Raw genomic sequence first — 23,610 nt, 5'->3', positions numbered from 1 at the left:
GTACTCTGATAGACAAGGATATGAGCCAACTAAACTAACTGTCTTAAATGTATTGTCATATTAAGACATACCTACAGCGAACCAATCAGGCGCTTTCACTGGTTCGGTACCCTAGTGAGGACTTGAACGCTAAGCTGTGGGCGAATGGTATCAACGCTTTAACTCGCTGAAATAGCCACAGTGTACTTCATGGTGTACTTACCATACATATTCTATTCGTGATCGGTGCGCTATGACGCTACTATCTCACAGTACAACCATATTTAAGGATAGGTGTTTTAACATGGGTAAAAAGACAGATGTATTAGATCCTCTAGGTTTAGCATCCTCCGTAGCCTTTGCTTATGTTATTTTATTCGTAGCTTTGATGTTAGTTTTCGATAAGATAATAACTAGGGATGGAGTTGTATTACCTGCGATTTTGATTTTTTTAGTTGTCTCCATCGTTAAATATATTTTTTTCAAAAGAGATAATAATGTCGCACAATGGTTAGTAGTTGGCTCTTTTCTTATATCAACTATCACTGCTATCGGTATGACCGTAATATTCTAAATTAGAAGAATATACGGTGCGATAAAGCAGTCCATTTAAATCCTACTGTATTCTCATAGTTACAGTAGGATAGCTTATATCAGGGCCATTAGCCGAAACCACTAGACCAACAGATTTTATCAATCTCATACTCATCGATTAAAAAATCGTCTAATGAGTCCCTGAAACCTGGTTTATTACTAAGAAAATTTATCGCATTTTCTGCTTCTTCTCTCGTACTGTAGATACCTAGCATTTTAGTACTATCATCTAAGCCTTTAACTGTGTGCTCAAGAAGATATACAACAGTGGCCATTACAAACCTCCATAAAAAATAACGGTTATCAACTATACCTATAAGGGACCTATCAGGCACTCTCACTGGTTTGGTTACCTATATAAGGATCTAACGTATTCCAACAACAGTAAAAATTGTTAATTTATATTTTTATGTTAGATGATAGGGGTTAATGGCTTTATGAGAGATGAATTAGAAAATACTAAGTCCACACAGAAAAACTCAATTCATAGAAAAATTGGTTTAGGCATTTATATCATATTTGCTGTGATCTATTATTTTTTTATGAAAGACATGTTTCTTGATGGAACTTTCTTCCTTATAGTAGGTATAGCGCTTCTTTTAATTATTATATTTAAATTCTTTAAAGACCATACTTACGATTTTCAGGTTATAGCAGTTTGTATGTATTTTCTTATATTTGGTTCAGTTCATATTCTGCAATTGAGTCCATTAATTTTAGTTGTAGCTGGCATTGTATTAGTAATAGTTACGATATTTCCACACTCAAGGTCAGTTAAAAAAGGTTAGTGTTACCTTGATTAACTAAAAGGACAAGCAGTCATGAAAAAGAGACTAGCAGTATTTTTGCTGACGTGTATTATGCTGACAGGGTGTACTAAAGTTATTGATACTCAGAGGGAGAGCACTCAAAACAATGTTCCAACCGTAAAATCTGATGTTGAGAAGGATTTTGAAAATCTCACATTACAAGCTAATCTAGGAGATGCTTCAAGCCAAGCGGAATTAGGGCTTATATACTACTATGGTAGAGGCGTTCCTCAAGATTATTCAAAAGCATTTTATTGGTTACAACAAGCAGCTAACCATGGACATAAAGAAATGCAGGGGATGCTGGCATTGATGTATGAGAAGGGTCAAGGCGTAGATCAAAACGATGCTAAAGCGTTTGAGTTATATCAAAACTTAGCCAATGACGGTATTGACTTATACCAATCAAAAATTGGAGATATGTACCTTAAAGGTAAAGGTACAACCCAAAGTGATACGAAGGCTTTTGAGTGGACGCGCAAGGCAGCTTTGCAGGATCTTCCAATGGCTCAATCAGGGCTGGCAGTATTCTATGAGAAGGGTATCAATATACAGCAGGATAAAAACAAAGCGCTAGAATGGTATCAAAAGTCTTGCAGCAATGGATATCCGTTTGCCTGTGCTGAGTATCGAAGACTTTATCAAAAATAGATATCTGAAATCTAAATACCTCCTCAAAAATTAGGGTTATAACCTACTGACCCCTGCCGTCGATGCCGTACACTCAAGCTTGGGAAGTTTTAGTCAGACAACTAGCAGAAATTTTTTAGATATACCCCAGCGGAACCAGTCATTATGCCCTCTAGACTCATTAACAGACCATTTAAAACAGACTGTATTTCGGTAACCACTTAAATCAGACCACTCATTAAGCAGGTGATATCGATACAAGCTCAAAGTACGCACTTAAAGAAATAAAAGCCAAGCGCGGTTGCTAATAATGTCAGTCCAACGTGCAGGCCGATGAGCGCTAATCCTGCCAGCAGCCGCCCGTCATGGATAAAGCCAAATACCTCTGCACTAAACGTACTAAAGGTCGTTAGCCCGCCCAAAAATCCGGTAATCACAAACACGCGTACATGATCAGATAAATTGCTTCCCATGCGCTCAAACCATACTAGCGCAAGCCCTATCAGCAGTCCGCCTAAGATATTGGCGCTCAGGGTACCGAGTGGCACCCAACCGTGCAAAGCATTAAAACGCGATAGCCAAGCTCGCAAACAAGCACCGAATGCTGCGCCCAAACCAATAGCAAGCCACTGCATAGACTGTCCTTAATTCATATAAACGTATTGAACAAAAGGCTCAATTACACAGCTGGCAATTCTGTCATCGGCCAACGCGGAATACAGCTAACGGCCAAATCATCAGACTGTCCTGCTTGCAAGCGCTCAAAACCTGCATAAGCAATCATCGCGCCATTATCCGTACATAGCGCAGGCGGTGCATAATGAACCGTTGCATTGATCTTAGCCAGTTCAGCCTCTAACATCTCACGCAGATGAGTATTGGCACTGACCCCGCCCGCAATTACTAAGCGGCTCATATCTGCTTGCTTAAGTGCTTTGACACATTTTTTCACTAGCGTGTCGACCACTGCATGCTGGAAACTGGCAGCAATATCAGCGCGAACTTGTGGATCACTATCAGCGCCATTACCCGACCCTCCCGAGCATGGTGTATCTTTAATCAGATTATGCACGGCTGTTTTCATGCCACTAAACGAAAAGTCTAGACCCCGATGGAGCATTGGTCTTGGGAGTGCGTAAGCGTCAGGATTACCAGCTTCTGCCAGCTTAGCAATATTAGGACCGCCAGGATAAGGAAGACCCAACATTTTAGCTGCTTTATCAAAGCACTCACCCGCCGCATCATCTATCGACTCGCCCAATATCTCATATTGTCCAACACCATGAGCAGCAATCAGTAACGTGTGCCCACCAGATACCAATAGCGAGACAAAAGGAAACGCCGGAGGGTTTGCACCCATCAGCGGCGCAAGTAAGTGCCCTTCCATATGATGAATACCAATCGCTGGAATATCTAAACCATATGCCAAGCTACGACCAAACAGTGCGCCTGTCATCAATGCACCAATAAGACCAGGTCCTTTAGTATAGGCAATCGCATCAATCTCGCTTTTTTTCATATCGCACTGTTCTAGCAGCTCATTGAGTAACGGCACGAGCTTACGAATATGATCGCGGCTAGCAAGCTCAGGCACAACGCCACCATAAAGTGCGTGCAGCTCAATCTGAGAGTACAGTACTTGCCCGACCAAACCTTGGTTGTCGCTATTTATTTGCTCACTATCAAAAATCGCCAGCCCCGTTTCATCACAAGAGGTCTCTAAGCCCAATACTTTCATACTTTTGCCTTTATACTTTCGTTTTCGTGCTATTTTTGTCGCACTTTTATCTTACATCATTTTGAGAAATTGGATAACTATAGTCAAAGAACTCTAAAATGAGTACAAGGCAGCCGACTGCAGATTGTACAAGTAGTACATCTAAGGAGGGTAACGCCGTAGCGGTTTAGTAGTTCACCGACTATAATACAATCAGCCACACACTATCTCGAATTCGCTTAATACAGCTGTATATTCTCAGACTGGCATGACAAAAAACGTGCATAAAAAGACCGTCATTGTCAGTCACAATGACGGCCAGTTTAGCAAATTTCAATAGCTGACATACTCTATATATATCGTATCAGCTTACCGACGCTAGCATATAATCAACAGCCGCTTTAACTTGTGCTTCGCTGACACCGTTTACCGCTTGCGCTGGCATTTTATTAAAGCCTTTAGCCGAGTGCATGTACAACGTCTCTTTATCTTTGGTTAGACGAGCTGACCAAGCCGCTGTATCACCATATTTTGGCGCATCGAGCAAACCTGCAGCATGACAAACCTGACAGTTTGATTCATACAGTTTGGCACCTGCATCTGCTGCCAACACTTCAGGCTCAGAATCAGTTTCAGGTGTTGCTACTGCGTCATCTACTATGTCGGCAGACTCTGTTGCTGCTTCTGATTCTGGATCAACCACAGACTCAGGCGTCGTGCCTTCGGTTTCTGCTACAGCTGTCTCTTCTATAGCGGTAGCAGGTTCATTGGCTGCTGTAGACTCTTCAGTGGCTGTGTTATCTCCGCTACAAGCACTCACGGCAAATACCACGCTCATGCCGATCACAGACAATTTCAGCTTGTTCATATACGGTTGTATATCAATCATAGTTTTACCCTTACTTAATCAGTCTGTAATCAATTAGTGATGCGTTATATCAGTTTAAAGTACTTACATATATGACTAATGACTGTTTAATAGCCCATTGAGCTAATGGTCAATTGACCACTAAATTACTCAGCAGTGGCTACAGCTGTGTCGTCAGTAGCCGCCATATCAGCGCTGTCAGTAGGGGCAGCGGCTGTATCCGTACTATCGGTAGCTGCTGCTTCTTCTGCAGTATCAGCGTCAGCCGTTCCTGCTTCGGCAGTAGCTGTACCGCCAGCTTCTGTACCCGCTGCATCAGCTGCTGGCATTGGTGCTGTCTCTGGGAACTCCATTTCTTCAGCTGGCGGCGCATTTTTGATGGCAAGTTCAGCAGCTTCGTCAACGCGATCGATTGCCATTACTTCTTCATGCTCTTCGCCGCCACTACAAGCGCTCACGCTCACACCTAAAGCTACGATAAGTGCCGTGCTTAATGCCGTGTTAAATACTGTTTTTTTCATTCCAACATCCTCAATAAAATACACACAAAACGGTTCATAGGCTTACTAGGGTCTATTGAACTTTCAAATGTGGTGCTGGCAGTCACTATTTTTTAGACAATATGCAGTGAAATTGTTGAAGCCTAGTCATTCTAGGTTAAATTATTTCGCCATATATTGACAAAAAAGAGTACTGTCCTCCACTCGAGCACAGCTCTTGCCTTGCGAACGGGCAAAGCAGTGCTTTGCTCGATCCGTTCTCAAGGCTGATGCTAAAATTACCCCAACCGTTGTTGAAAACCTAGCTAAGGTCTCGACATTATCGTCGGTTTTCGCCTAGTTTGGTGTAACTTTAGCCATCAGCAGACCTAATATTTGCATGTTCAATAGACCCTATAATATGGGAATTATCATAGCATAAACTCCAATCAAACCGTTATAGACGGTAGGGGTTTTTTATTGATAAAGCGTTGCATATATGTCGAATTCATAGTTTGAGAGCCAAATTCAAATAGCTATCTAATTGAATACCTTATCGGCAATAAATGCTTAAAATCATTGACTTTGTTGGTATTTTTTACTAAAATACCTGCCCTTACGCTAATGCGTGAGAATTGTCCTAGTTTGAGCTGATGCCTGTAATCTTGAGATATTACGGCTAAATACTAATACACAGCCAAACTAATGCCCTTATATCTCATCCTAATCGAGGAGTCTTCATGCCTGCAGTTAAGGTTAAAGAAAACGAACCAGTTGATATCGCTATCCGTCGTTTCAAACGTGCTTGTGAAAAAGCTGGTGTATTATCAGACGTACGTAAGCGTGAGTTTTATGAAAAACCAACGCAAGTACGTAAGCGTAAAAAAGCTGCTGCCGTAAAGCGTTATAAGAAGAAGTTACAACGCGAAACTATTCGTACCACTCGTATGTACTAATCAGTAATCTGATTAGCTAAGTACAAGCGCTACACTAACGCCACTGTTATCAATCGATATCAGTGGCGTTTTTTATGCTACAATTTTTGTTATTACTGCTGACATAATTTTTTATTAAAACCACTATCAGCAGGTTTTGTTCTAAAATTTAACAAACGACCTCTAACGAATAGCATTTAACAGATCGATAAGGATAATAGCAGTGAGCCAACTTAAACAGACGTTATCAGATAATATCAAAGTTTCAATGAAAGCTCGTGAGCTTGAGCGCGTCAAAGTACTGCGCAATGTACAGTCAGTAGTGAAACAAATCGAGATTGACCGTCAGACAGAACTTGATGATGCCCAAGTATTAGAAGTTTTGCAAAAACAGCTAAAACAGCGTCAAGAGTCACTAACTATCTTTACAGAAAATGGCCGTGATGACTTGGCTACCAAAGAGCAGTTTGAGATTGATATCATCAACGAGTTTATGCCGCAGCAAATGAATCAAGACGAGATCATGGCATTGGTAAATGCTGAAATCGCTGAGCAAGGTGCTACGTCTATGCGTGATATGGGTAGCGTCATGGGTGTTTTGAAGAATAAAACAGCTGGCCGTGCTGATCCTGCTTTGATTTCTAAAATGGTCAAAGAAGCGCTACAAGGCTAGCACTTGCTATTGATTGGCAGGCTAATCTGTACAAATAACCGTCTAAGGCTTAAAGTCTTGGGCGGTTTTTATTGCTTTGAGTTCTGCATTAATATTAGCCAATAACGGACGCGCACTATTGGCCTGATCTGTAGTTTGCAGATTTTCCGTCAATTGTTTGGCCTGTGTCAAAGAGGTCAGCGCACTCTCATAGCGCCCATTCCATAGCTGATCATAACTGCGATAGCGCAATGCATTAATCGTCGCGATATTGGCTAATTGTGGTGACGTGGTGGTCTTAGCAAGTTTTTCATTGGCAAGTTGCAAGCTTTGCCATGCATAACGGTCGCTTGGCTGCTGTTCTGTTAGTGGTTTTAACAGCGCTTGGGCTTTTATCGGCTGATTACTGTTAGTCAGTGCTTCGGCCAGATAAAGACGTAAATCACGGCGCTCAGGATATAGGCGCTGTTGACTCTCTAAGACATCTACGGTTTGTTGCCATTTTCCTTGTTCACTCAATAGCTGACTGTGGGTAATCGACAATAAAGGCTCTAAACTCTGACGCTGTGTGCTTGATAACGCATTTATCTCAGCCAATACCTTATTAGCATCTGTAAAGCGTTGCTGCTCTCCATACCAATGCATTAGCGCAAGTTTAGCTCCAAGACTGTTTTTAGCAGCCGTTGTCAGCGTGACTTCAGAGGCATGTTTACCAGTCGCTTGCACACGCCAATACAGTAAATCAAACAATGCTTGATGGCGCTGCTGTTGGCTCAATGAGAGCGTTGGATATTGCTGAGCGCGACTTTGTGACTCGCTCAACCGCTCATTACTCAGAGGATGTGAGCGTACAAAGCTCGGTAAGAATTGATTCTCAACTTGATTTAACTGACTCTGTTGATTCATCGTGGCAAAGAACCGTGGCATCGCCCGAGGATCATAACCCGCTTGGGTCATAATCTGCATCCCTACTCGGTCAGCCTCGCGTTCGTTACTACGGCTAAACGCCATGCTGCTATTCATAGAGGCTGTCTGACTGCCCATCATCACAGCCGCAGCGGCATCACCATCGACAGCTGAGGCAGCAATCGCAGCTAGCATACCGCCTAGCTGCATCAGCAAGGCTTTTTTACGTTCGTCAGCGCCGCTTTCGTAATGCCGTTGACTGATATGCGCAACTTCATGCGCGACAACGCTTGCCAGCTCATCCATGCTACTAGCTGACAGTATCGTCCCAGTATTGATACCGATTACGCCACCAGGCGCTGCAAAGGCATTAATACTAGGATTATCAATGATAACAACGCCAAGCGGTGCTTGCTGACGAGCTTGGGCATTGAGACGCCATGTCATGTCTTTTATCGTTTCTTGTACCCAAGGATCATGCTCCATTCTGACGCGGCCATTGATATTCTGTAATGACCATTCACCAAGCATTTTATTCTGATATTGCTCAGCAAAGCTCAAGCCTTGTCCGCGCAGATTTGGTAGATCTAGCGTTTGCGGATCTGTGACTTGCCACGAGCTATCAGCCAATGGCAGCATTTGGCTCTCACGACTATATGCACCGCTGGCCATGGCTAGCAGCATCATTGATAGTCCTACCTTGATACTATTTGGCAAAGCTACACTCATGAAATGACGTTTACCTTTTTGCTTAGACAGCATGAGTGGCAAGCCTACAGAGTTTTTGGCTACTAAAGAGTTATTACTGTCGGGTCGCTTCGTTCTATGAGCGTGGTACAAGTGCATATCCTATAAGATGATTGACGACGTCTTTTCGACTATACGAGCTTGTTTATCCAAGGTCAATTCTACAATGCACTTAACTACCAATAACTTAGCCACCCGTCACGATTGCGCAACATGGCTGTGTAATTATTCATTGGGCTATTATTTGTGCAGTAAATCTCAAACGTATAACACTTAATCGGGCAACTGCTAATCGTACAACTCTTAGTTATATGATTCTAATGAACCGAACGCAGCGTTGATTATATTCAACTGCAACTATACATTAGCTATTTGGTATAATAAGCAACAATGATAGTAGGTTTAGGTGACTGTGATGACGACCTCATAATCTATGATTGATGGATCATGTTCGTACTCGATATCAAAGCCTATTGCTAATAGAACAAATTAAAATATAGATATCTACAAGGTTTAAGTTATGCCCGCTGCTAGTGAATTAGTCATCGAACGTGTGTCGCACTTTATACAGTTATCAGCGAATTTGACTGATGCACAGCAGAACGATATTGCAAGTTTACTAGAGCTGCTACCGACTGAAAGTCATAACTCAGATGATGTAGCTACAGCGCAATCTGAACTAAATATAAAAGGTTTCGTTGATGGACGCGGTCTTGCATGTCCGATGCCATTGTTAAAAACTAAGGTCGCATTACGTGACGTAACAGTTGGCGAATCACTGTACGTGGTTGCAACCGACCCTAACTCGCAAGCTGATATCACAGCGTTTTGTAGACAAAGTCAGCAATCACAGTCGGCAAATTATTTAGAGCTAGTGGTCAATGAAATTACTGACCATTCGTCAGTTGATGGCACATCATTACAGCGTTTCGCTACAATATATCACTTCATCATTACCAAAACTGATAGCAACTAAGCGCTGCTATCCTTTACAATCAAATCATAAAGATTTTTATCTGACTATTTGCTTAACTATTTAACCAAGGTCAAGAATATGGCTAATACTTCTACTGATGCTGTAAATACAAATAAAAAAGATGGCTCAGCTCCTATAAAAAATGATGCACGCGATGCTGCATTAAAGGCCGCGGCTCAGCGACCACCTTATGACGCGAGTACATTGGGCAATACCAGTACGCGCGACTTGGTACCAGCTATGCCAACTCACTTGTCAGCGCCAGGGGTCAACTTGGGTGCGTATATCAATACTGTCCATCAAATTCCTATTTTGACGCCAGTGCAAGAGCAAGAGCTGGCACATCGCTATTATGATGAAGGTGATGTCGAAGCCGCTCGTCTACTAGTGATGTCGCATCTACGCTTTGTAATTCATATCGCGCGTAGCTACTCGGGTTACGGATTGCCGCAAGCAGATTTAATCCAAGAAGGTAACTTAGGATTAATGAAAGCAGTCAAACGTTTTGACCCGAATAAAGGCGTACGTTTGGTATCCTTTGCCGTACATTGGATTAAAGCTGAAATTCATGAGTTCGTGATTCGCAACTGGCGTATCGTCAAAGTTGCGACCACCAAGGCTCATCGTAAACTGTTCTTTAACTTGCGTAGCCTTAAGAAGACCAATAATCAGCTGACACTAGAAGAAGCAGATGCTATCGCTAATGACTTGAATGTCACACGCAAGCAAGTGTTAGAGATGGAATCACGTCTAACCTCTTATGACGCTTCGTTTGAGGCGCAGTCAAGCGACGATGATGATGGTCGCTACGCACCTCAGCTATTTTTGGAAGACGGTATCGATCCAGCTGAGCAGTTAGAGGAAGCAGATTGGGAAGAAAATAACTCATCAGCACTTATCGCTGCTATGGGTACTTTAGATGATCGTTCACGTGATATTGTTGAGCAGCGTTGGTTGTCTGAGCAAAAATCTACTTTGCATGAGTTAGCTGCGGTTTACTCTATCTCAGCTGAACGAGTCCGTCAGATTGAAAAGAATGCCATGGACAAGATTCGTGATGCGATGACCATTGATAGTGTAATTTTGCCAGATGATATTCAGTAGCCTTAAGATGATACGAGTTGTTCAATGTTAAATTGGATCGGTATTGCCGCAGTTAATATGGCTATTGCTGTTGCTCTGGGCGCGTTTGGTGCGCATGGTTTAGAAGGCCGCGTCAGCATCCAACAACTTGAATGGTGGCATACGGCAACGCTGTATTTGTTCGTACATACGCTAGGATTATTGCTTGTCGGTCTGCTAATTCGTTTAAAATATATTACTCAGACGACTGCTTGGTTACTACAAATTGGTATTATCATTTTTGCTGGTAGTTTGTATGCCATGACGCTTGGTGCACCGCGCTGGTTCGGTGCGATTACGCCTATTGGCGGCGTTCTTATGATTGCAGGTTGGCTATGGCTTGCCATTTCCGCCTTTCGATTGAAGGACTCAGTTAGCTGAGCTGTTTAATAGTTGTTGTAAGTTTTAGCTCTTTGCATTAGCTGCGACGAACTATCAGTAACAAAACAAAAGATACGTAGTGAATAGTGGATAAACAGGAATTTTAATTTAGTAGGGAGTATTTAATATGAGCACCATTAGTGTCAATGGTAAAAGCTTGCAAACCACTCATCAGACTGTACAACTGGTTATCAATGAGCTTGGTCTTAGTCAGGGTCGTTACGCTGTAGAAGTAGACGGCGAGTTGATGCCAAAGAGCGAGCTTGCTCAACTACGTATTGTAGAAGGTATGAATATCGAAGTAGTACAAGCCGTCGGCGGCGGTTAACAATGTTTAGATAGATAAGGTTGAGCTGACAGCTAGTTCATTTTCGTTCTAAGTTTACTAACTAAATTTACTAATGATAAAAAAGACCTCAACGTATTACACGTTAGAGGTCTTTTTTTATGTCAATTACAAAATAATGCAGCAGCTACTTATAAATTTTTTATTCTCTTAGTCTGCTTTCACTAGCTTGTAACGATAGTGTTCAAATTTTTAAACTCGAACTATGCCGCTGGTACTGCTTCTGCAGGGGTTAGATCCTGATAGCGACTATCGCGTCCTGCACCCTGAGTCTTTTTGCGCTCTTGACGGGTTTTGTACTTACGTACTTGTCTATCTAGCTTGTCTGCCATCTCGTTAATGGCTTTATACATATCATCTTCATACGCTTGGACAAACATTTCTTGACCCGAGACACGCATAATTGCTTCAGCTTTGTGGCTCTTTTTACCGCCGTCGCTAGCACCGCTATTGTCTAACGATAAAATCACTTGAATACTTTGTATCTGATCGAAGTGACGCTCTACTTTTTCAAGCTTCTCGCGTACTGCTGTGTCCATAGCTTCTGTAACGCTGATATGATGACCACTGATAGAAACATTCATATTGTTGTCCTTTTATTTGTAACTTACAATCAACAGATGAGGTAGCATTCTTGCTTTTGTCATCCTGCCTTACCAATAACTACTCCAATGCCTCTAGTAATGTGTCGACGTATCCTTTTATCGTCTCCTTTATTAGTTGTAAATAAATACTATAAATCGGCACTTGGTTTTCGTTGTTGGTATGACTCTAATTTGTCATGAAAATCGCCCAGTAGCAAGCCATTAAATTGTAATTAAGTGTAACAATACCTATTATTTCTACTTAGTTTCTATATAATCAAAAAATTTTATTTTTTATATCTCGATTACACTATACAGACAGGTAGCCATTAACCTTGTAGAAAGATGAACTTAGATAATTAATATTTCTGTTTGCGCTGAGTAGACGAGCCAATATTCATTGCTTCACGATATTTGGCGACGGTTCTTCTGGCTATATCGATACCATCTGCTAACAGCTCATCTTTGATACGACTATCTGACAATGGTTTTTTGGGATCTTCGTCAGCGATGAGCTTTTTAATCATGGCACTGATAGCGGTCGATGAGATATCTCCATCAGCACTACTTACGTGAGATGAAAAGAAGTGTTTCAAAGAAAACAACCCTTGCGGCGTCAAGATGGTTTTACTGGTAGTAAGGCGTGAGACCGTAGACTCGTGCAAGTCAACTTCTTCAGCAATTGCCTTTAATATTAGGGGTTGCATGGCGGTTGCACCATGCTGCAGGAACTCTTGTTGATAGCGTACAATGCTAGTCGCTACTTTGAGTAGGTTTTGATTGCGCTCTTCGATACTACGAATAAACAATCGAGCATCGGTGAGGTTTTCGCGCAGATATTGATTGTCAGGGCTGTCATCGCCACGCTTGACCAAATTGGCATATTCTTGGTTTACGCGTAGTTTTGGTAAGGTGTCTGGATTGAGGCGTACATACCAACCATCCTCTTCAGCTTCAGAGTTACTTGTCGCCTTATTATTCCTAACAGGTGTGACCAACACATCTGGAATATCGTAGCTCTCAGGCGACTGGGCATAGTCAGGCTGGCTAGACTGAAACAGCAGCCCTGGCGAAGCGTTTAAGGTACGTAGTAGCGTAAGCGCAGGTGTGATATATTCTGGTGCAAGCCCTGTACGTTCAGTCAGTGCTTTAATATTATTACTGACTAAGTGCTCACTTGCTGATAGCAGCACTTTGGCTTCTTGTAGGTATTCGGTGTGGGCATCTAACTTAGATAGCTGAATCGATAAGCACTCGCTTAAATGACGCGCCCCTACGCCAACGGGATCACAGGACTGGATAATACGTAATACTGTCAAGACCTCTTCTTTCTCAACGCGCTCATCCCATTGATAGAAACTTGCCATCGTATCAAAGCTCTGTAGCAGCTCATCTATATCAATTCGAATAAAGCCCATATCATCCATGGAGTCTATCAAATACTCTGCAATCAGCGTATCGGCTTCTGATAGACGCTTAAAGTTCAGCTGCCAGCGCACATGATCTTGAATGGTAGACGATGTACCGCCTTGGTAACTATCGAAATCTTCATCACCCCTACTATTGCCAGAGCCTGTTGCAGTAGAGGCGTAGTTATCCGTTTCAAAGCTACTTATATCAAAGCTATCGGCATCAGAACTGCCGTAGCTATCTACATCTATTGCACTATCATCGATATTAGGCTGTTGAAGCTTATCCAAACTATCACTGAAGCTATCGCTACTATCGCCACTGTACTCTGTACTGGTAGTAGGTACTGAGTCGAATGAGTCACTGCTACTTTGATTCCAGCTATCAAGCGTCAAAGGCTCGCTCCACTCCTCTATTTCATCGTCACCACTGTCGTATTCGTCATCGTTTTCGATACGTTCAAGTAATGGATTACTATCTAGTTTTGCCTGAACCTCTTGTGCGAGCTCAAGACTAGAGAGTTGCAGCAATTTTATGGCTTGCTGCATTTGCGGGGTTAGCTTTTGTGAGTTGCTCAGCGTGGTCGCCAATCCGAACGACATACTCATGGGCGGCTTCTTGCACTCCGATCTTAGTGATATTGTGTTTATTCTGTCAGTAAAAGTAACGACATAAATCTTATCAGGACATGACGATAGCATTTTTTGCCACAATTTTGCTATGATAATTTATGTTTTGTCCGGATACGTTTGGTTTGCTATCAATAGCAGACTATCATCTCGGCAAGGATGAGCAATCCATAAATACGAGCAGTCTGCTCATTACCGCGAAAATATTATAATAAATAAATTACGGTAAATGACCAATACAGCTCACACCCAATAGGAATATTGTCATGAATTTAAGTAACCATCAACTTAACGTCGCTGCTATTCAAATGAACAGTCAGCAGAATGTTGAGGATAACTTAGCAGATATCAAAGCTGCCATTATCGATGCACAAGGCCAAGGGGCTGAGCTCGTTGTATTGCCTGAGAACTGCTGTAGTATGGGACAGCAATCTGCTACTGCCGAGCGTTTTGACGACTTATCAGCGACGATAGCAGATTACGCCCGCACCGCTGGTATCCATGTACTAGCGGGCTCGTTACCCTGCCATTATCGCCCTAATGGCACTGTCGTTCCTGATGGTAGATTACGCCAAGTGAGCCAGCTGTTTGCACCAGATGGTACCCGTGTCGCACGCTACGATAAGATTCATCTGTTTACCGCAACTGTGGCCGATAAGCATGGCAGCTATAACGAAGCGGCGACCTTTGAGCCAGGTACCCAGACCGTAATTGCGCCATTAGCAGTAGGCAATACAGTCTATCAACTCGGCATGATGGTATGTTTTGATTTACGTTTTCCGGCATTGGCGCAGCGTCTGCGACAAGCGGGTGCTGAACTATTGAGTGCACCTTCTGCCTTTACGTACTTAACTGGGCAAGCGCACTGGTCGCTGCTGTTACGAGCGCGTGCTCTAGATAGTCAATGTATGGTCATCGGCGCAGCACAAGGTGGTGATCATCTCTACAAAGATGGTAGTACGCGTCAGACATGGGGACATGCAGCCATTACAGCGTTTGATAGTAGTGTTATCGCAAGCTATGACGATAGCGAACTGGATAAACAATATGCCATCGTTATGGCGTCATTAGACAAACAAGCGCAAGAGCAAGGCCGCCAAAAACTGCCTATCTTTGATTGCCATCGTTTGGCGTAGATTATGGAATACAGTGGATTTCGTGTCTAATTGCTAGGACAAGTCTTCATTTTAAGCATGAGTTGCTCGTGGATGGGCGCGATCATAAACCTGCGTTAATTTTGCAAAATCAACGTGGGTATAAATTTGCGTGGTGCTAATATCACTATGCCCGAGCATCTCTTGTACGGCGCGCAAGTCACCACTGCCTGACAGCATATGTGATGCAAAGCAATGCCGCAATAGATGGGGATACATATTCTGTGCGATACCTGCGCGAATGGCAGCAATTTTTAAACGCTGCTGCACTGCCCGTGTTGATAATCTGGTGCCAAGCTTTTCACTGATGAATAGTGCGTTATCCATCTGCTCTACCCACAGGTTACGATGCGGCAGGTAACGATTAATCGCTTCTGCGGCCTTTATCCCTAATGGTACTAGGCGTGTTTTATTCCCTTTACCCGTGACGCGTACCCGTAACTCAGACAAGTCTACATCTGCCATATCGAGTGCAACCAACTCGCCAACTCGCAAGCCACTACTATAGAGCAATTCGAACATAGCTTTATCACGTAACCATAAGCGCGCTTGCTCTGGTGTATCAGGGATCTCTTGATCGAGTAGCTGAGTCAGTAAATCGACATCAGCGATAGAAGGCAGCGGTCTAGGACTACGTTTAAGTTGATAGCCAGTGGTTGGGTTGATACGTGCTAACTCTTCTTCAATCATCCAACCATAAAAATGCCGAATCGCAGACAACTCTTGCTGGACACTGGCAAGCGCTAACTTGTCTTCATCAAGACGTTGACTGATGTGCTGGGCCAGTTGCCGTTTATCACAGCGCGTCCACGTTAGACGCTTACCACGCAAAAATAACGCCAGTTGATTTAAATCAGCGAAATAAGCGGTCAGAGTATGCGGCGAATGGTTGCGCACAGACAATGTATTGAGCCAACGATGCACAGGTGCGAGTAGCTCTCGTAAGGCAGCGTCTGACTCTATATTGGCGGCCAGCTCAGTAGATAGCCAAGGTGCTGAGCTTGCCGCCTGACTGTCTTTATTGGTAGACATAACCATATTAGAACCATCCTTGGTATTTATACGATTGACCTAACAACAGTTATCAGCCTTCAGCATTGGGTTTAAGACCTGCTTGTGCCATCAGGCCATCTGGACTAAATACACCTTCATAAACGAAAGCGGTCGGACCCGTCATCGTAACCGAATAACCTGGCTGCCATTTGATAATCATGCTACCACCGTAGAGCTGCGCGCGAACTTCCTCACCTTCATCGAGCCAACCCTCACGTATACCAACAGCTACTGCTGCACACGCGCCCGTACCACAAGCTTGCGTCTCACCCACACCGCGCTCGTACACACGTAGACGAATATGGCGCTGATTCATCACTTGCATAAAGCCCACATTGACGCGGTCTGGGAACGCAGGATGCGACTCAATTGCTTTGCCCAAAGTCTCAACCTCGGCATCGAGTACGTCATCGACTTTTATGACAGCATGCGGGTTGCCCATATTGGCAACATACAGCTGCACAGGCGTACCATTTACATCAAGATGATAGGTGTTTTGGATTTTGGTCGTCGCTCTTGGGCTAAACGGAATCTCATCTGGCTCAAATTTAGGCTTGCCCATATCAACATCTACCCAACCGTAACGATCAGTGGTCAGAGAAATAATACCGCTGGCCGTCTCAACGCGTAGACGCTGCTTAAATGACAGTTTACGTGCTTGCACAAAACGCGCGAAACAACGCGCGCCGTTGCCACATTGTTCGACTTCGGTGCCATCAGTATTAAAGATACGATAACTGAAATCGACATCAGGGCGCATGGGTGGCTCGACTACGAGCAATTGATCAAAACCAATGCCTAGGTGACGATCGCCCAATAACTGCACCAAATCCTTGGTCAATTCTAAGCGCTGGGTCACTAAATCAATGACCATGAAATCATTACCCAACCCATGCATTTTAGTAAACTCTATTAGCATATCTTTGATGTCCTATCCTATTTTTATGTATGGCTTATCTTAGCACGCTGTCAGATACAATCATAATAATACCAATCCCCAAAAATACGATTAGCGGTGTCAAACTTGTTTAGTCTACAGTGAGTAGTACTTGCACTCGTTTTCCTTGCTATTCTAATTTTTGTGAATGATGTTGCCTTCAACTAAAGGCATGCCTTCAATTAAAAATCAGCTTTAATTAAAAACACTTCCCTCAAAATCCAGTCATAAAAAAACCCATTGTCATTATCACAATAGGTTCTCTTCAACCATCAAATACGGCGATAGTTTTGGCTCGTCTTTAATCGCCTTACTGCGCCTGCCACAACGCTTCATCTGCATATAATGCTTCAATCGTTTCGCGCTTGCGAATAAGCTGATGACTATCGCCAGAAACCATCACTTCGCTAGCACGTGGGCGTGAGTTATAATTACTACTCATGGTAAAACCGTAAGCACCTGCGCCCGTAATGGCCAGTACATCACCTGTGGTCAATGATAGTAAGCGGTCTTTTGCCAAAAAATCACCCGTCTCACAAATCGCGCCAACGATATCCCACGGCTGCGTACCATCCGTATCGATACCAGCACTAGGTAACACGCTTGGAATCACCGCCATCTCAGCTTGATATAAAGCAGGACGAATTAAGTCATTCATAGCGGCATCAACGATTGCAAAGTTTTTATGCTCAGTCGGCTTGAGTACATCAACTTGGGTCAAAAGCACGCCAGCATTGGCAACGATACTACGACCTGGCTCAAAGAACACAGTCAAGCCAAGCTCGCTAAGCTTTGGTAATAATGCTTGGGCAAACTCATCGATAGACACAGGCGTCTCATCGATATAGCGCACACCCAAACCACCGCCCAAATCGATATGCTGTAACTCAATACCTGCGTCACGCAGGCTATGTATCAGCTCAATAACTTTATCTAATGCTGCAACAAATGGCTCTACTTCAGTCAACTGCGAGCCGATATGACAATCAATACCAACGATGTCGATATGTGATAAATCGGCCGCTTGCTGATAGACCGCTAGTGCGTCTTCGTGAGTGATACCGAACTTGTTGTCTTTAAGACCTGTTGAGATATATGGATGGGTTTTGGCATCGACGTTAGGGTTAACGCGTAACGAGATTGGCGCAGGCTTATCGAGTGACTTTGCCACTTCATTGATTAAGGTTAGCTCGCTGATAGACTCAACATTAAAGCAGCCAATACCTTGAGTCAGCGCGTATTCGATATCACTATACGTTTTGCCCACACCTGAGAATACCACACGTGATGCTGCGCCACCTGCCGCTAACACACGCATCAGCTCACCGCGAGAGACAATATCAAACCCAGCGCCTGCCTGTGCCAAGACACCAAGCACGGCAAGGTTAGAGTTTGCTTTTACGGCATAGCATACTTGATGATTCAGACTGGCGAAGCTATCAGTATAAGCTTGATAAACATCCAATATTGCTTGCTTTGAATACACGTAGCATGGTGTGCCATATTGTTTTGCTAGCTCATCAATACTGACCTGCTCCATATACAATGCATCGCCGCGATAGCTTAGCGCTGGTAAGTGAGCACTCAACGCTTTCGGGTCAACATACAACCCTCGCTCAGTTTGGATAGTAACGGATTCGCCAGTAGTAGAATCGGTTAAGTCAGCAGGTAGTTCAGAATGACTCATATAAACATCTCTAATATAATCAGATTAACAAGGGTGAAAATTAAATTTAGGTAGCAAAACTCTAAAGCTATGTAGTTAATCAGGCAGTAAAGAATCGACAGTTAGTTAAACTGTTAATTAAAAAGCACCTAACCGCTATCCATTGGCTCAGCTTAGTGATTATTAGCCTAGCAACTATTAGTCTAGTAATTAATAGCTTAGCAATTAATAGTCGTTGGGGTCAGTACTAGGCTCAGGCAGTACCATTTTCTCTTCTAGGTAGCGGTTTTTTTGATAGTTATCATCATCGATACCCGCAAAGGCTGCATCTTGTGGATGGCTAGTACTATCTAGTACAGACGCACTGCCCTCTATCGTTTGACTACTAGAGTCTGCCAGATATAGATCGCCTTTTTGCCCGCAGCCTGACAATCCTACCATAACCGCACTACCAATAAATAAAGTGGCGACAGCCTGACGACTGGTACGAGCGAACGAGCTAGCATGCTTGGCTGCTGAGGGGCTGTGTATAGTAGACATATAATAGATAACCTGTGAGCTTACGACGGCATAATGGCGATAGTAAATCGTGATAAATAAAAAATAAGTGGACAGCCAAATCGACAGCGAAAGCACTATCATTATGACCATTTTAATCATAGCATTATTACATAAAGCTGTACGGATACTGAATATGATTGGTGAATAAATTTGCGTGATGTTGGATATTTTCTAAAACATTAGTCGAATTTTTATAGTAATATCGTCTGCGAGCTTAGATATGAATGTATGACATATGGGTGGCTCGACAATATTTCTTACAATTTTGTGAGCAATAGCCCTGTTATGCCGCCCATAAAAGTTATCCATTTATAGTTCTATAACTCACTGAATATAATTGATTTATTTTATATTTAGCCATTTATTAATCACACATTTTAAACCTTGCCCCTGTCGTGGTGTAGAAACAAAAATGTGTTACATTATATTCCCAGTTTGCGGCGGCAATAGGATGCTAGCCTGAGATGCAGACGCATTACCTCATAAGCATGGATGCATAGCACTGTCAGAAATAGTAGCCCAAGTATAAACAAAATGGCCAATATGCTTGCTTGATATGATCAGCATAGATATGGCTGATTTTTATTTACTCGGCGGTTATCAACTTCATCAACTCCATATAATAATGACATCACATCTCAGTGAGCCTTACTACAGCAGTTGAGATATCAGCGATGTAGCATTTGATGATAATAAAACAGGACGTGGCAATAGACGTCTTTTTTGTATCGAACGAACGATATAATTGATTTGCCCTTTATAAAAACCAATCTAAGGATAGAGTATGAGCGCCAACCTAAGTACCACATTTGATGATAAGAATAGCGAAACATCAACCCTAACCAGCCCCACTTTAGTCCTCAACTGCGGTTCGTCTTCTATCAAATACGCGTTGATTAGCGATGACAATTCTACTCGTATCACCGGTCTTGCTGAAAACTTAGGTCTCGATACAGCCCGTATCAAACACACCACGCTAAATGGCGATAAGTTAGAGATTTCTATCCCTGGTGGTAGTCACAAACTCGCCTTACAAAAAATTCTAGAGCTACTAGAGCAATATCATTTCATCGCAGTCGGGCACCGCGTGGTACATGGCGGCCGTGAGTACTCTGAAGCGGTTCGCGTTGATCAGCATGCGCTAGAAGAAGTAAAACGCTTAAAGATATTGGCTCCACTACATAATCCTGCAAATGCTTTGGGTATTGAAGCGGTTCAAGCTATTTATCCTGATATCCCACAAGTTGTGGTATTTGATACCGCCTTTCACCAAACTATGCCACCCGTCGCCTTTCGCTATGCGTTACCAAAATATCTATATGAAGAGCACAAAATCCGTCGTTATGGCTTCCATGGTACGTCTCATGCCTACGTCTCAGAACGTGCTAGCCAGGTTACTGAAGCGAAAGGTCCTCATGGTTGGATTACCGCGCATCTAGGCAATGGTTGCTCAGCAACCGCCGTATATGATGGCAAAAGTCTCGATACCAGTATGGGTCTGACCCCACTTGAGGGACTGATGATGGGCACACGTAGCGGCGATGTCGACCCAAGCTTACATATGCATCTGAAACGTCAGCTCGGTATTAGTCTAGAAGAAACGGATAAGATGTTAAATAGTGAAAGTGGTCTGCTTGGTATTTCTGGCCTATCAAATGATTTGCGTACTATTGAACAAGCTGCGAGCGAAGGCCATAAAGATGCGCAGCTCGCCATCGAGATGTTCTGCTACCGCGCTGGTAAATACCTCGCCAGCTTAAGCTGTGCACTGCCTGAATTTACCGGTATTGTTTTCACTGGTGGTATTGGCGAAAACTCTGTCACCACGCGCGCAAGCATTTTAGCCGTCATGCGTCATTTCGGTATCAAGATGGACGCTGAAAAGAACGCTGGATTGTACGGTGGTCAAGAAGGCAGCTTCCAAGCAGAAGGTAGCAGTGTCGAGCTGTGGGTTGTACCAACAGACGAAGAATACCGCATCGCTCAAGAGACTCGTCAAGCATTGAACTTAGTATAAGACGATTGATCATAATGCCTAGCGCTTATCGTTCTAGACGCTTATAAAAAGCTGAGAACAAATAAGGTAAAGCGCTTGGTGTTTTTATACTGCATTTCTTATGCTGCTCAAAATGACTCGACGTCTAAAATAAAATAAATTGTAGGACACATTATGCAAACCATTTTACTTGTTCCCATTAGTCGCGGTATCGGTGTGACATCAGCCGCGCTAGGGCTAATCCGTGCCTTTGATTATAACGGTATCAAAGCGGGCTTTATGAAGCCATTTTTGCAAGATGATACGCTAGACAAACAGCACAGCTTAGACAGCTCAAGCGCATTGACCATGCACGCATTTGGCTTAAATCCGCCTGACTCTATCAGCCGTCAACACGTTGAGCGTATGCTAGGCGATGACAATCTTGATGACTTGATGGAAGAAGTGATTGCCAATTTTCATACGATTGATGATGGTCATGACGTGATTATCTGTGAAGGTCTGGTGCCAACCACTGAGACCTCTTATGCTTCACAAATTAACCGTGCACTTGCCCATGCGCTCGATGCCAAGATTATATTTGTCAGTACCGCTGACATCAGCAAACCTGCTTATTTAGCAGACAAACTAGATGTCCATGCCCGTGAGTTTGGCGGTGTCATCGATTCACGGACGCTAGGCGTGATATTGATGCGGGTACAAGACGTGCCGAACACGTTTGATAATCAACCTGTCGCGCCGGGTGAGGCCGTTGTCAGCTTAGATCCAAACTTCCTGCAAGAGGTTCAGCGTCTATCGCCTTCGTTCAATACCGAAGTGTTCCGCCTTATCGGTGTTGTTCCTTTTAGTGACTCGTTGTCTGTGCCTCGTACATGGGATATCGCAACAGAGCTCGATGCAACTTGGCTAAATGTTGGCGAAGCAAAGACACGTCGTATCAATCGTATCAGCCTAACCGCTCGTTCAGTGGCGCGCGTCAACGAAGTTTTCAAACGTGGTACGTTAATGGTCGTGCCTGGCGATCGTGATGACTTACTGTTAGCCGCTGGATTGGCCTGTATCAATGGGATTCCATTGGCAGGTCTGGTGTTGACAGGTGGCATCACCCCAAGTGAGACAGTTGCTGAGCTTTGGCAATCAGCACTCAAAACTGGCATACCTGTCATGAGCGTCGAAAGCGACAGCTACGAAACGGTACAGAGCCTGATGCATATGAGTTCTGAGATTCCAAGTGATGATACAGAACGTGCTGATGAAGTGGCTCGTTATGTGGCGGCGCATTTGGATCTAAGCTGGATTAAAGAATACTTCAGCCGCAATCATGAACCGCGTCTGTCACCATCAGCGTTTCGCCATCAATTGGTCAAAAAATCACAGCACGCTAAGAAACGCATTGTGCTGCCAGAAGGCGCGGAACCGCGTACGGTTGAAGCTGCCTGTATCTGTCAAAGTCGTGGTATCGCCAACTGCGTATTACTTGCTAAACGTAGTGACGTTGAGCAAGTGGCTAAAAACCGTGATCTAACGTTGCCTGAAGGGTTAGAGATCATTGACCCTGACAACCTAGATATGAGCAAATATATCGCTGCTGTCGTAGAGCGCCGTAAAGGCAAAACCACTGCAGAAGTCGCTGCTGAATACCTAAAAGACACGGTCTATTTAGGTACTATCATGCTCCAACTAGACGAAGTAGATGGTCTGGTCTCAGGTGCGATTCATACCACTGCCAATACAGTACGCCCAGCATTCCAGTTGATTAAGACCGCGCCGCAGTACTCACTAGTGTCATCAGTGTTCTTTATGCTGTTGCCTGAGCAAGTGGTCGTCTATGGTGATTGTGCAATCAACCCTGATCCTAACGCTGAAGAGCTGGCAGAGATTGCCATTCAATCAGCACAGTCTGCTGCTGCATTTGGTATCGATCCAAAAGTTGCAATGATCAGCTACTCTACTGGCTCATCAGGCGCAGGCGCGGATGTCGAAAAAGTCGCCCGTGCAACCCAAATCGTGCGCGAGCGCGCACCAGACCTCAAAGTCGACGGCCCGCTACAGTATGATGCGGCATCTGTCATGAGCGTCGGTAAGCAAAAAGCACCTGACTCACCTGTCGCTGGACAGGCCAACGTCTTTATCTTCCCTGACCTCAACACTGGTAACACCACATATAAAGCAGTACAGCGCAGTGCCAACGTCGTCAGTGTCGGCCCTATGCTACAGGGCTTGAATAAACCAGTGAATGATTTATCACGTGGTGCCTTGGTCGACGATATCGTCTATACCATCGCGTTAACCGCTATCCAAGCGTATAGCGATTTGATTTAATCGCTATAAGACTCGCTAATTAAAGTCCTATACAAAGCCGACTATCATTATGATGGTCGGTTTTTTATTGGTACTGTGGGGTCAGACAGTGGTGACAGATGCTCGTCTGCCCTCTACAATAGCGCTATCATCAAATTATTTAATCTAAAAAGGTCAG

The 23,610-nt window shown here is 43.7% G+C and carries 24 protein-coding genes; 12 read left to right on the top strand and 12 right to left on the bottom strand.

Annotated features, from left to right (window positions below):
* Positions 1–283: 283 nt before the first annotated feature.
* Positions 284–553: a hypothetical protein gene (locus tag CXF61_RS06335; RefSeq protein ID WP_165597584.1), complete on the top strand. Its 270-nt coding sequence runs from the start codon at positions 284–286 to the stop codon at positions 551–553.
* A gap of 88 nt (positions 554–641) precedes the next feature.
* On the opposite strand, the gene CXF61_RS06330 is transcribed toward CXF61_RS06335, so the two are convergent.
* On the bottom strand, positions 642–848 hold the full coding sequence (locus tag CXF61_RS06330; protein ID WP_165597583.1) for a DUF7336 domain-containing protein: 207 nt from the start codon (positions 846–848) through the stop codon (positions 642–644).
* A gap of 162 nt (positions 849–1,010) precedes the next feature.
* On the opposite strand from CXF61_RS06330, the gene CXF61_RS06325 reads away from it, so the two are divergent.
* Together CXF61_RS06325 and CXF61_RS06320 are read left to right on the top strand one after the other, a co-directional pair.
* Positions 1,011–1,361 carry a hypothetical protein gene (locus CXF61_RS06325; RefSeq protein ID WP_036600603.1) on the top strand — a complete coding sequence of 117 codons (351 nt, stop codon included), beginning with the start codon at positions 1,011–1,013 and terminating at the stop codon, positions 1,359–1,361.
* A gap of 33 nt (positions 1,362–1,394) precedes the next feature.
* Positions 1,395–2,033, top strand: a complete 639-nt coding sequence (locus CXF61_RS06320) for a tetratricopeptide repeat protein (protein ID WP_011954796.1) — start codon at positions 1,395–1,397, stop codon at positions 2,031–2,033.
* Between the two features lie 242 nt (positions 2,034–2,275).
* On the opposite strand, the gene crcB is transcribed toward CXF61_RS06320, so the two are convergent.
* From crcB to CXF61_RS06300, 4 genes are all read right to left on the bottom strand, one after another.
* The gene (gene crcB, locus CXF61_RS06315; RefSeq protein ID WP_101205094.1) at positions 2,276–2,647 is read right to left on the bottom strand and encodes a fluoride efflux transporter CrcB; all 372 of its coding nucleotides are present in this window, start codon (positions 2,645–2,647) and stop codon (positions 2,276–2,278) included.
* Between the two features lie 44 nt (positions 2,648–2,691).
* Positions 2,692–3,750, bottom strand: a complete 1,059-nt coding sequence (gene tsaD, locus CXF61_RS06310; protein WP_165597582.1) for a tRNA (adenosine(37)-N6)-threonylcarbamoyltransferase complex transferase subunit TsaD — start codon at positions 3,748–3,750, stop codon at positions 2,692–2,694.
* A gap of 343 nt (positions 3,751–4,093) precedes the next feature.
* Complete coding sequence (locus tag CXF61_RS06305) at positions 4,094–4,618, bottom strand: c-type cytochrome (RefSeq protein WP_165597581.1); 525 nt, start codon at positions 4,616–4,618, stop codon at positions 4,094–4,096.
* A 125-nt stretch (positions 4,619–4,743) separates the two neighbouring features.
* Entirely contained in the window at positions 4,744–5,118 is a 375-nt protein-coding gene (locus tag CXF61_RS06300) for a hypothetical protein (RefSeq protein WP_165597580.1), read from the bottom strand.
* A 698-nt stretch (positions 5,119–5,816) separates the two neighbouring features.
* Here CXF61_RS06300 and rpsU point away from each other — a divergent pair.
* Both rpsU and CXF61_RS06290 read left to right on the top strand, forming a co-directional pair.
* A complete protein-coding gene (gene rpsU / locus CXF61_RS06295) occupies positions 5,817–6,032 on the top strand; it encodes a 30S ribosomal protein S21 (protein ID WP_010195908.1) in 216 nt (71 codons plus the stop codon).
* 202 nt (positions 6,033–6,234) lie between these two features.
* The gene (locus CXF61_RS06290) at positions 6,235–6,684 is read left to right on the top strand and encodes a GatB/YqeY domain-containing protein (protein WP_102094673.1); all 450 of its coding nucleotides are present in this window, start codon (positions 6,235–6,237) and stop codon (positions 6,682–6,684) included.
* 42 nt (positions 6,685–6,726) lie between these two features.
* On the opposite strand, the gene CXF61_RS06285 is transcribed toward CXF61_RS06290, so the two are convergent.
* The gene (locus CXF61_RS06285; protein ID WP_227526616.1) at positions 6,727–8,409 is read right to left on the bottom strand and encodes a M48 family metalloprotease; all 1,683 of its coding nucleotides are present in this window, start codon (positions 8,407–8,409) and stop codon (positions 6,727–6,729) included.
* 427 nt (positions 8,410–8,836) lie between these two features.
* On the opposite strand from CXF61_RS06285, the gene CXF61_RS06280 reads away from it, so the two are divergent.
* The 4 genes from CXF61_RS06280 to thiS all read left to right on the top strand — a co-directional run bounded on the left by CXF61_RS06280 (position 8,837) and on the right by thiS (position 11,123).
* The gene (locus tag CXF61_RS06280; protein ID WP_165597579.1) at positions 8,837–9,292 is read left to right on the top strand and encodes a sulfurtransferase TusA family protein; all 456 of its coding nucleotides are present in this window, start codon (positions 8,837–8,839) and stop codon (positions 9,290–9,292) included.
* Positions 9,293–9,532: 240 nt separating this feature from the next.
* Positions 9,533–10,396 (top strand): RNA polymerase sigma factor RpoH, encoded by an 864-nt coding sequence (gene rpoH / locus CXF61_RS06275; RefSeq protein ID WP_197099889.1) that lies wholly within the window; start codon positions 9,533–9,535, stop codon positions 10,394–10,396.
* Positions 10,397–10,420: 24 nt separating this feature from the next.
* Positions 10,421–10,795 (top strand): DUF423 domain-containing protein, encoded by a 375-nt coding sequence (locus CXF61_RS06270; protein WP_165597578.1) that lies wholly within the window; start codon positions 10,421–10,423, stop codon positions 10,793–10,795.
* A gap of 127 nt (positions 10,796–10,922) precedes the next feature.
* Entirely contained in the window at positions 10,923–11,123 is a 201-nt protein-coding gene (gene thiS, locus CXF61_RS06265; protein WP_057758131.1) for a sulfur carrier protein ThiS, read from the top strand.
* Between the two features lie 221 nt (positions 11,124–11,344).
* Here the strand turns inward: thiS and hpf are convergent, their stop codons facing one another.
* Together hpf and rpoN are read right to left on the bottom strand one after the other, a co-directional pair.
* Complete coding sequence (gene hpf, locus CXF61_RS06260) at positions 11,345–11,725, bottom strand: ribosome hibernation-promoting factor, HPF/YfiA family (protein ID WP_057758130.1); 381 nt, start codon at positions 11,723–11,725, stop codon at positions 11,345–11,347.
* A 359-nt stretch (positions 11,726–12,084) separates the two neighbouring features.
* Positions 12,085–13,743 carry an RNA polymerase factor sigma-54 gene (gene rpoN, locus CXF61_RS06255; RefSeq protein WP_165597577.1) on the bottom strand — a complete coding sequence of 553 codons (1,659 nt, stop codon included), beginning with the start codon at positions 13,741–13,743 and terminating at the stop codon, positions 12,085–12,087.
* 287 nt (positions 13,744–14,030) lie between these two features.
* On the opposite strand from rpoN, the gene CXF61_RS06250 reads away from it, so the two are divergent.
* Positions 14,031–14,900, top strand: a complete 870-nt coding sequence (locus CXF61_RS06250; protein ID WP_165597576.1) for a nitrilase-related carbon-nitrogen hydrolase — start codon at positions 14,031–14,033, stop codon at positions 14,898–14,900.
* A gap of 51 nt (positions 14,901–14,951) precedes the next feature.
* On the opposite strand, the gene CXF61_RS06245 is transcribed toward CXF61_RS06250, so the two are convergent.
* The 4 genes from CXF61_RS06245 to lptM form a co-directional block, all read right to left on the bottom strand.
* On the bottom strand, positions 14,952–15,956 hold the full coding sequence (locus tag CXF61_RS06245) for a tyrosine recombinase XerC (protein WP_165597575.1): 1,005 nt from the start codon (positions 15,954–15,956) through the stop codon (positions 14,952–14,954).
* Positions 15,957–16,002: 46 nt separating this feature from the next.
* The gene (gene dapF, locus CXF61_RS06240; protein WP_165597574.1) at positions 16,003–16,890 is read right to left on the bottom strand and encodes a diaminopimelate epimerase; all 888 of its coding nucleotides are present in this window, start codon (positions 16,888–16,890) and stop codon (positions 16,003–16,005) included.
* A 328-nt stretch (positions 16,891–17,218) separates the two neighbouring features.
* Positions 17,219–18,448: a diaminopimelate decarboxylase gene (gene lysA, locus CXF61_RS06235; RefSeq protein ID WP_264755673.1), complete on the bottom strand. Its 1,230-nt coding sequence runs from the start codon at positions 18,446–18,448 to the stop codon at positions 17,219–17,221.
* A gap of 351 nt (positions 18,449–18,799) precedes the next feature.
* Positions 18,800–19,114 (bottom strand): LPS translocon maturation chaperone LptM, encoded by a 315-nt coding sequence (gene lptM, locus CXF61_RS06230; protein WP_193834195.1) that lies wholly within the window; start codon positions 19,112–19,114, stop codon positions 18,800–18,802.
* 805 nt (positions 19,115–19,919) lie between these two features.
* Between lptM and CXF61_RS06225 the strand changes: the two genes are divergently transcribed.
* Both CXF61_RS06225 and pta read left to right on the top strand, forming a co-directional pair.
* Positions 19,920–21,152 (top strand): acetate/propionate family kinase, encoded by a 1,233-nt coding sequence (locus CXF61_RS06225; protein ID WP_165597571.1) that lies wholly within the window; start codon positions 19,920–19,922, stop codon positions 21,150–21,152.
* Between the two features lie 153 nt (positions 21,153–21,305).
* Positions 21,306–23,453 (top strand): phosphate acetyltransferase, encoded by a 2,148-nt coding sequence (gene pta, locus CXF61_RS06220; RefSeq protein WP_165597570.1) that lies wholly within the window; start codon positions 21,306–21,308, stop codon positions 23,451–23,453.
* Positions 23,454–23,610 lie beyond the last annotated feature (157 nt).

Origin of the sequence: Psychrobacter sp. 4Dc, from assembly GCF_002836715.1 — a bacterium.
GTDB lineage: Bacteria > Pseudomonadota > Gammaproteobacteria > Pseudomonadales > Moraxellaceae > Psychrobacter.
Note: the sequence above shows the minus strand (reverse complement) of the source record. Positions and strands in the feature narration are given on the sequence as shown.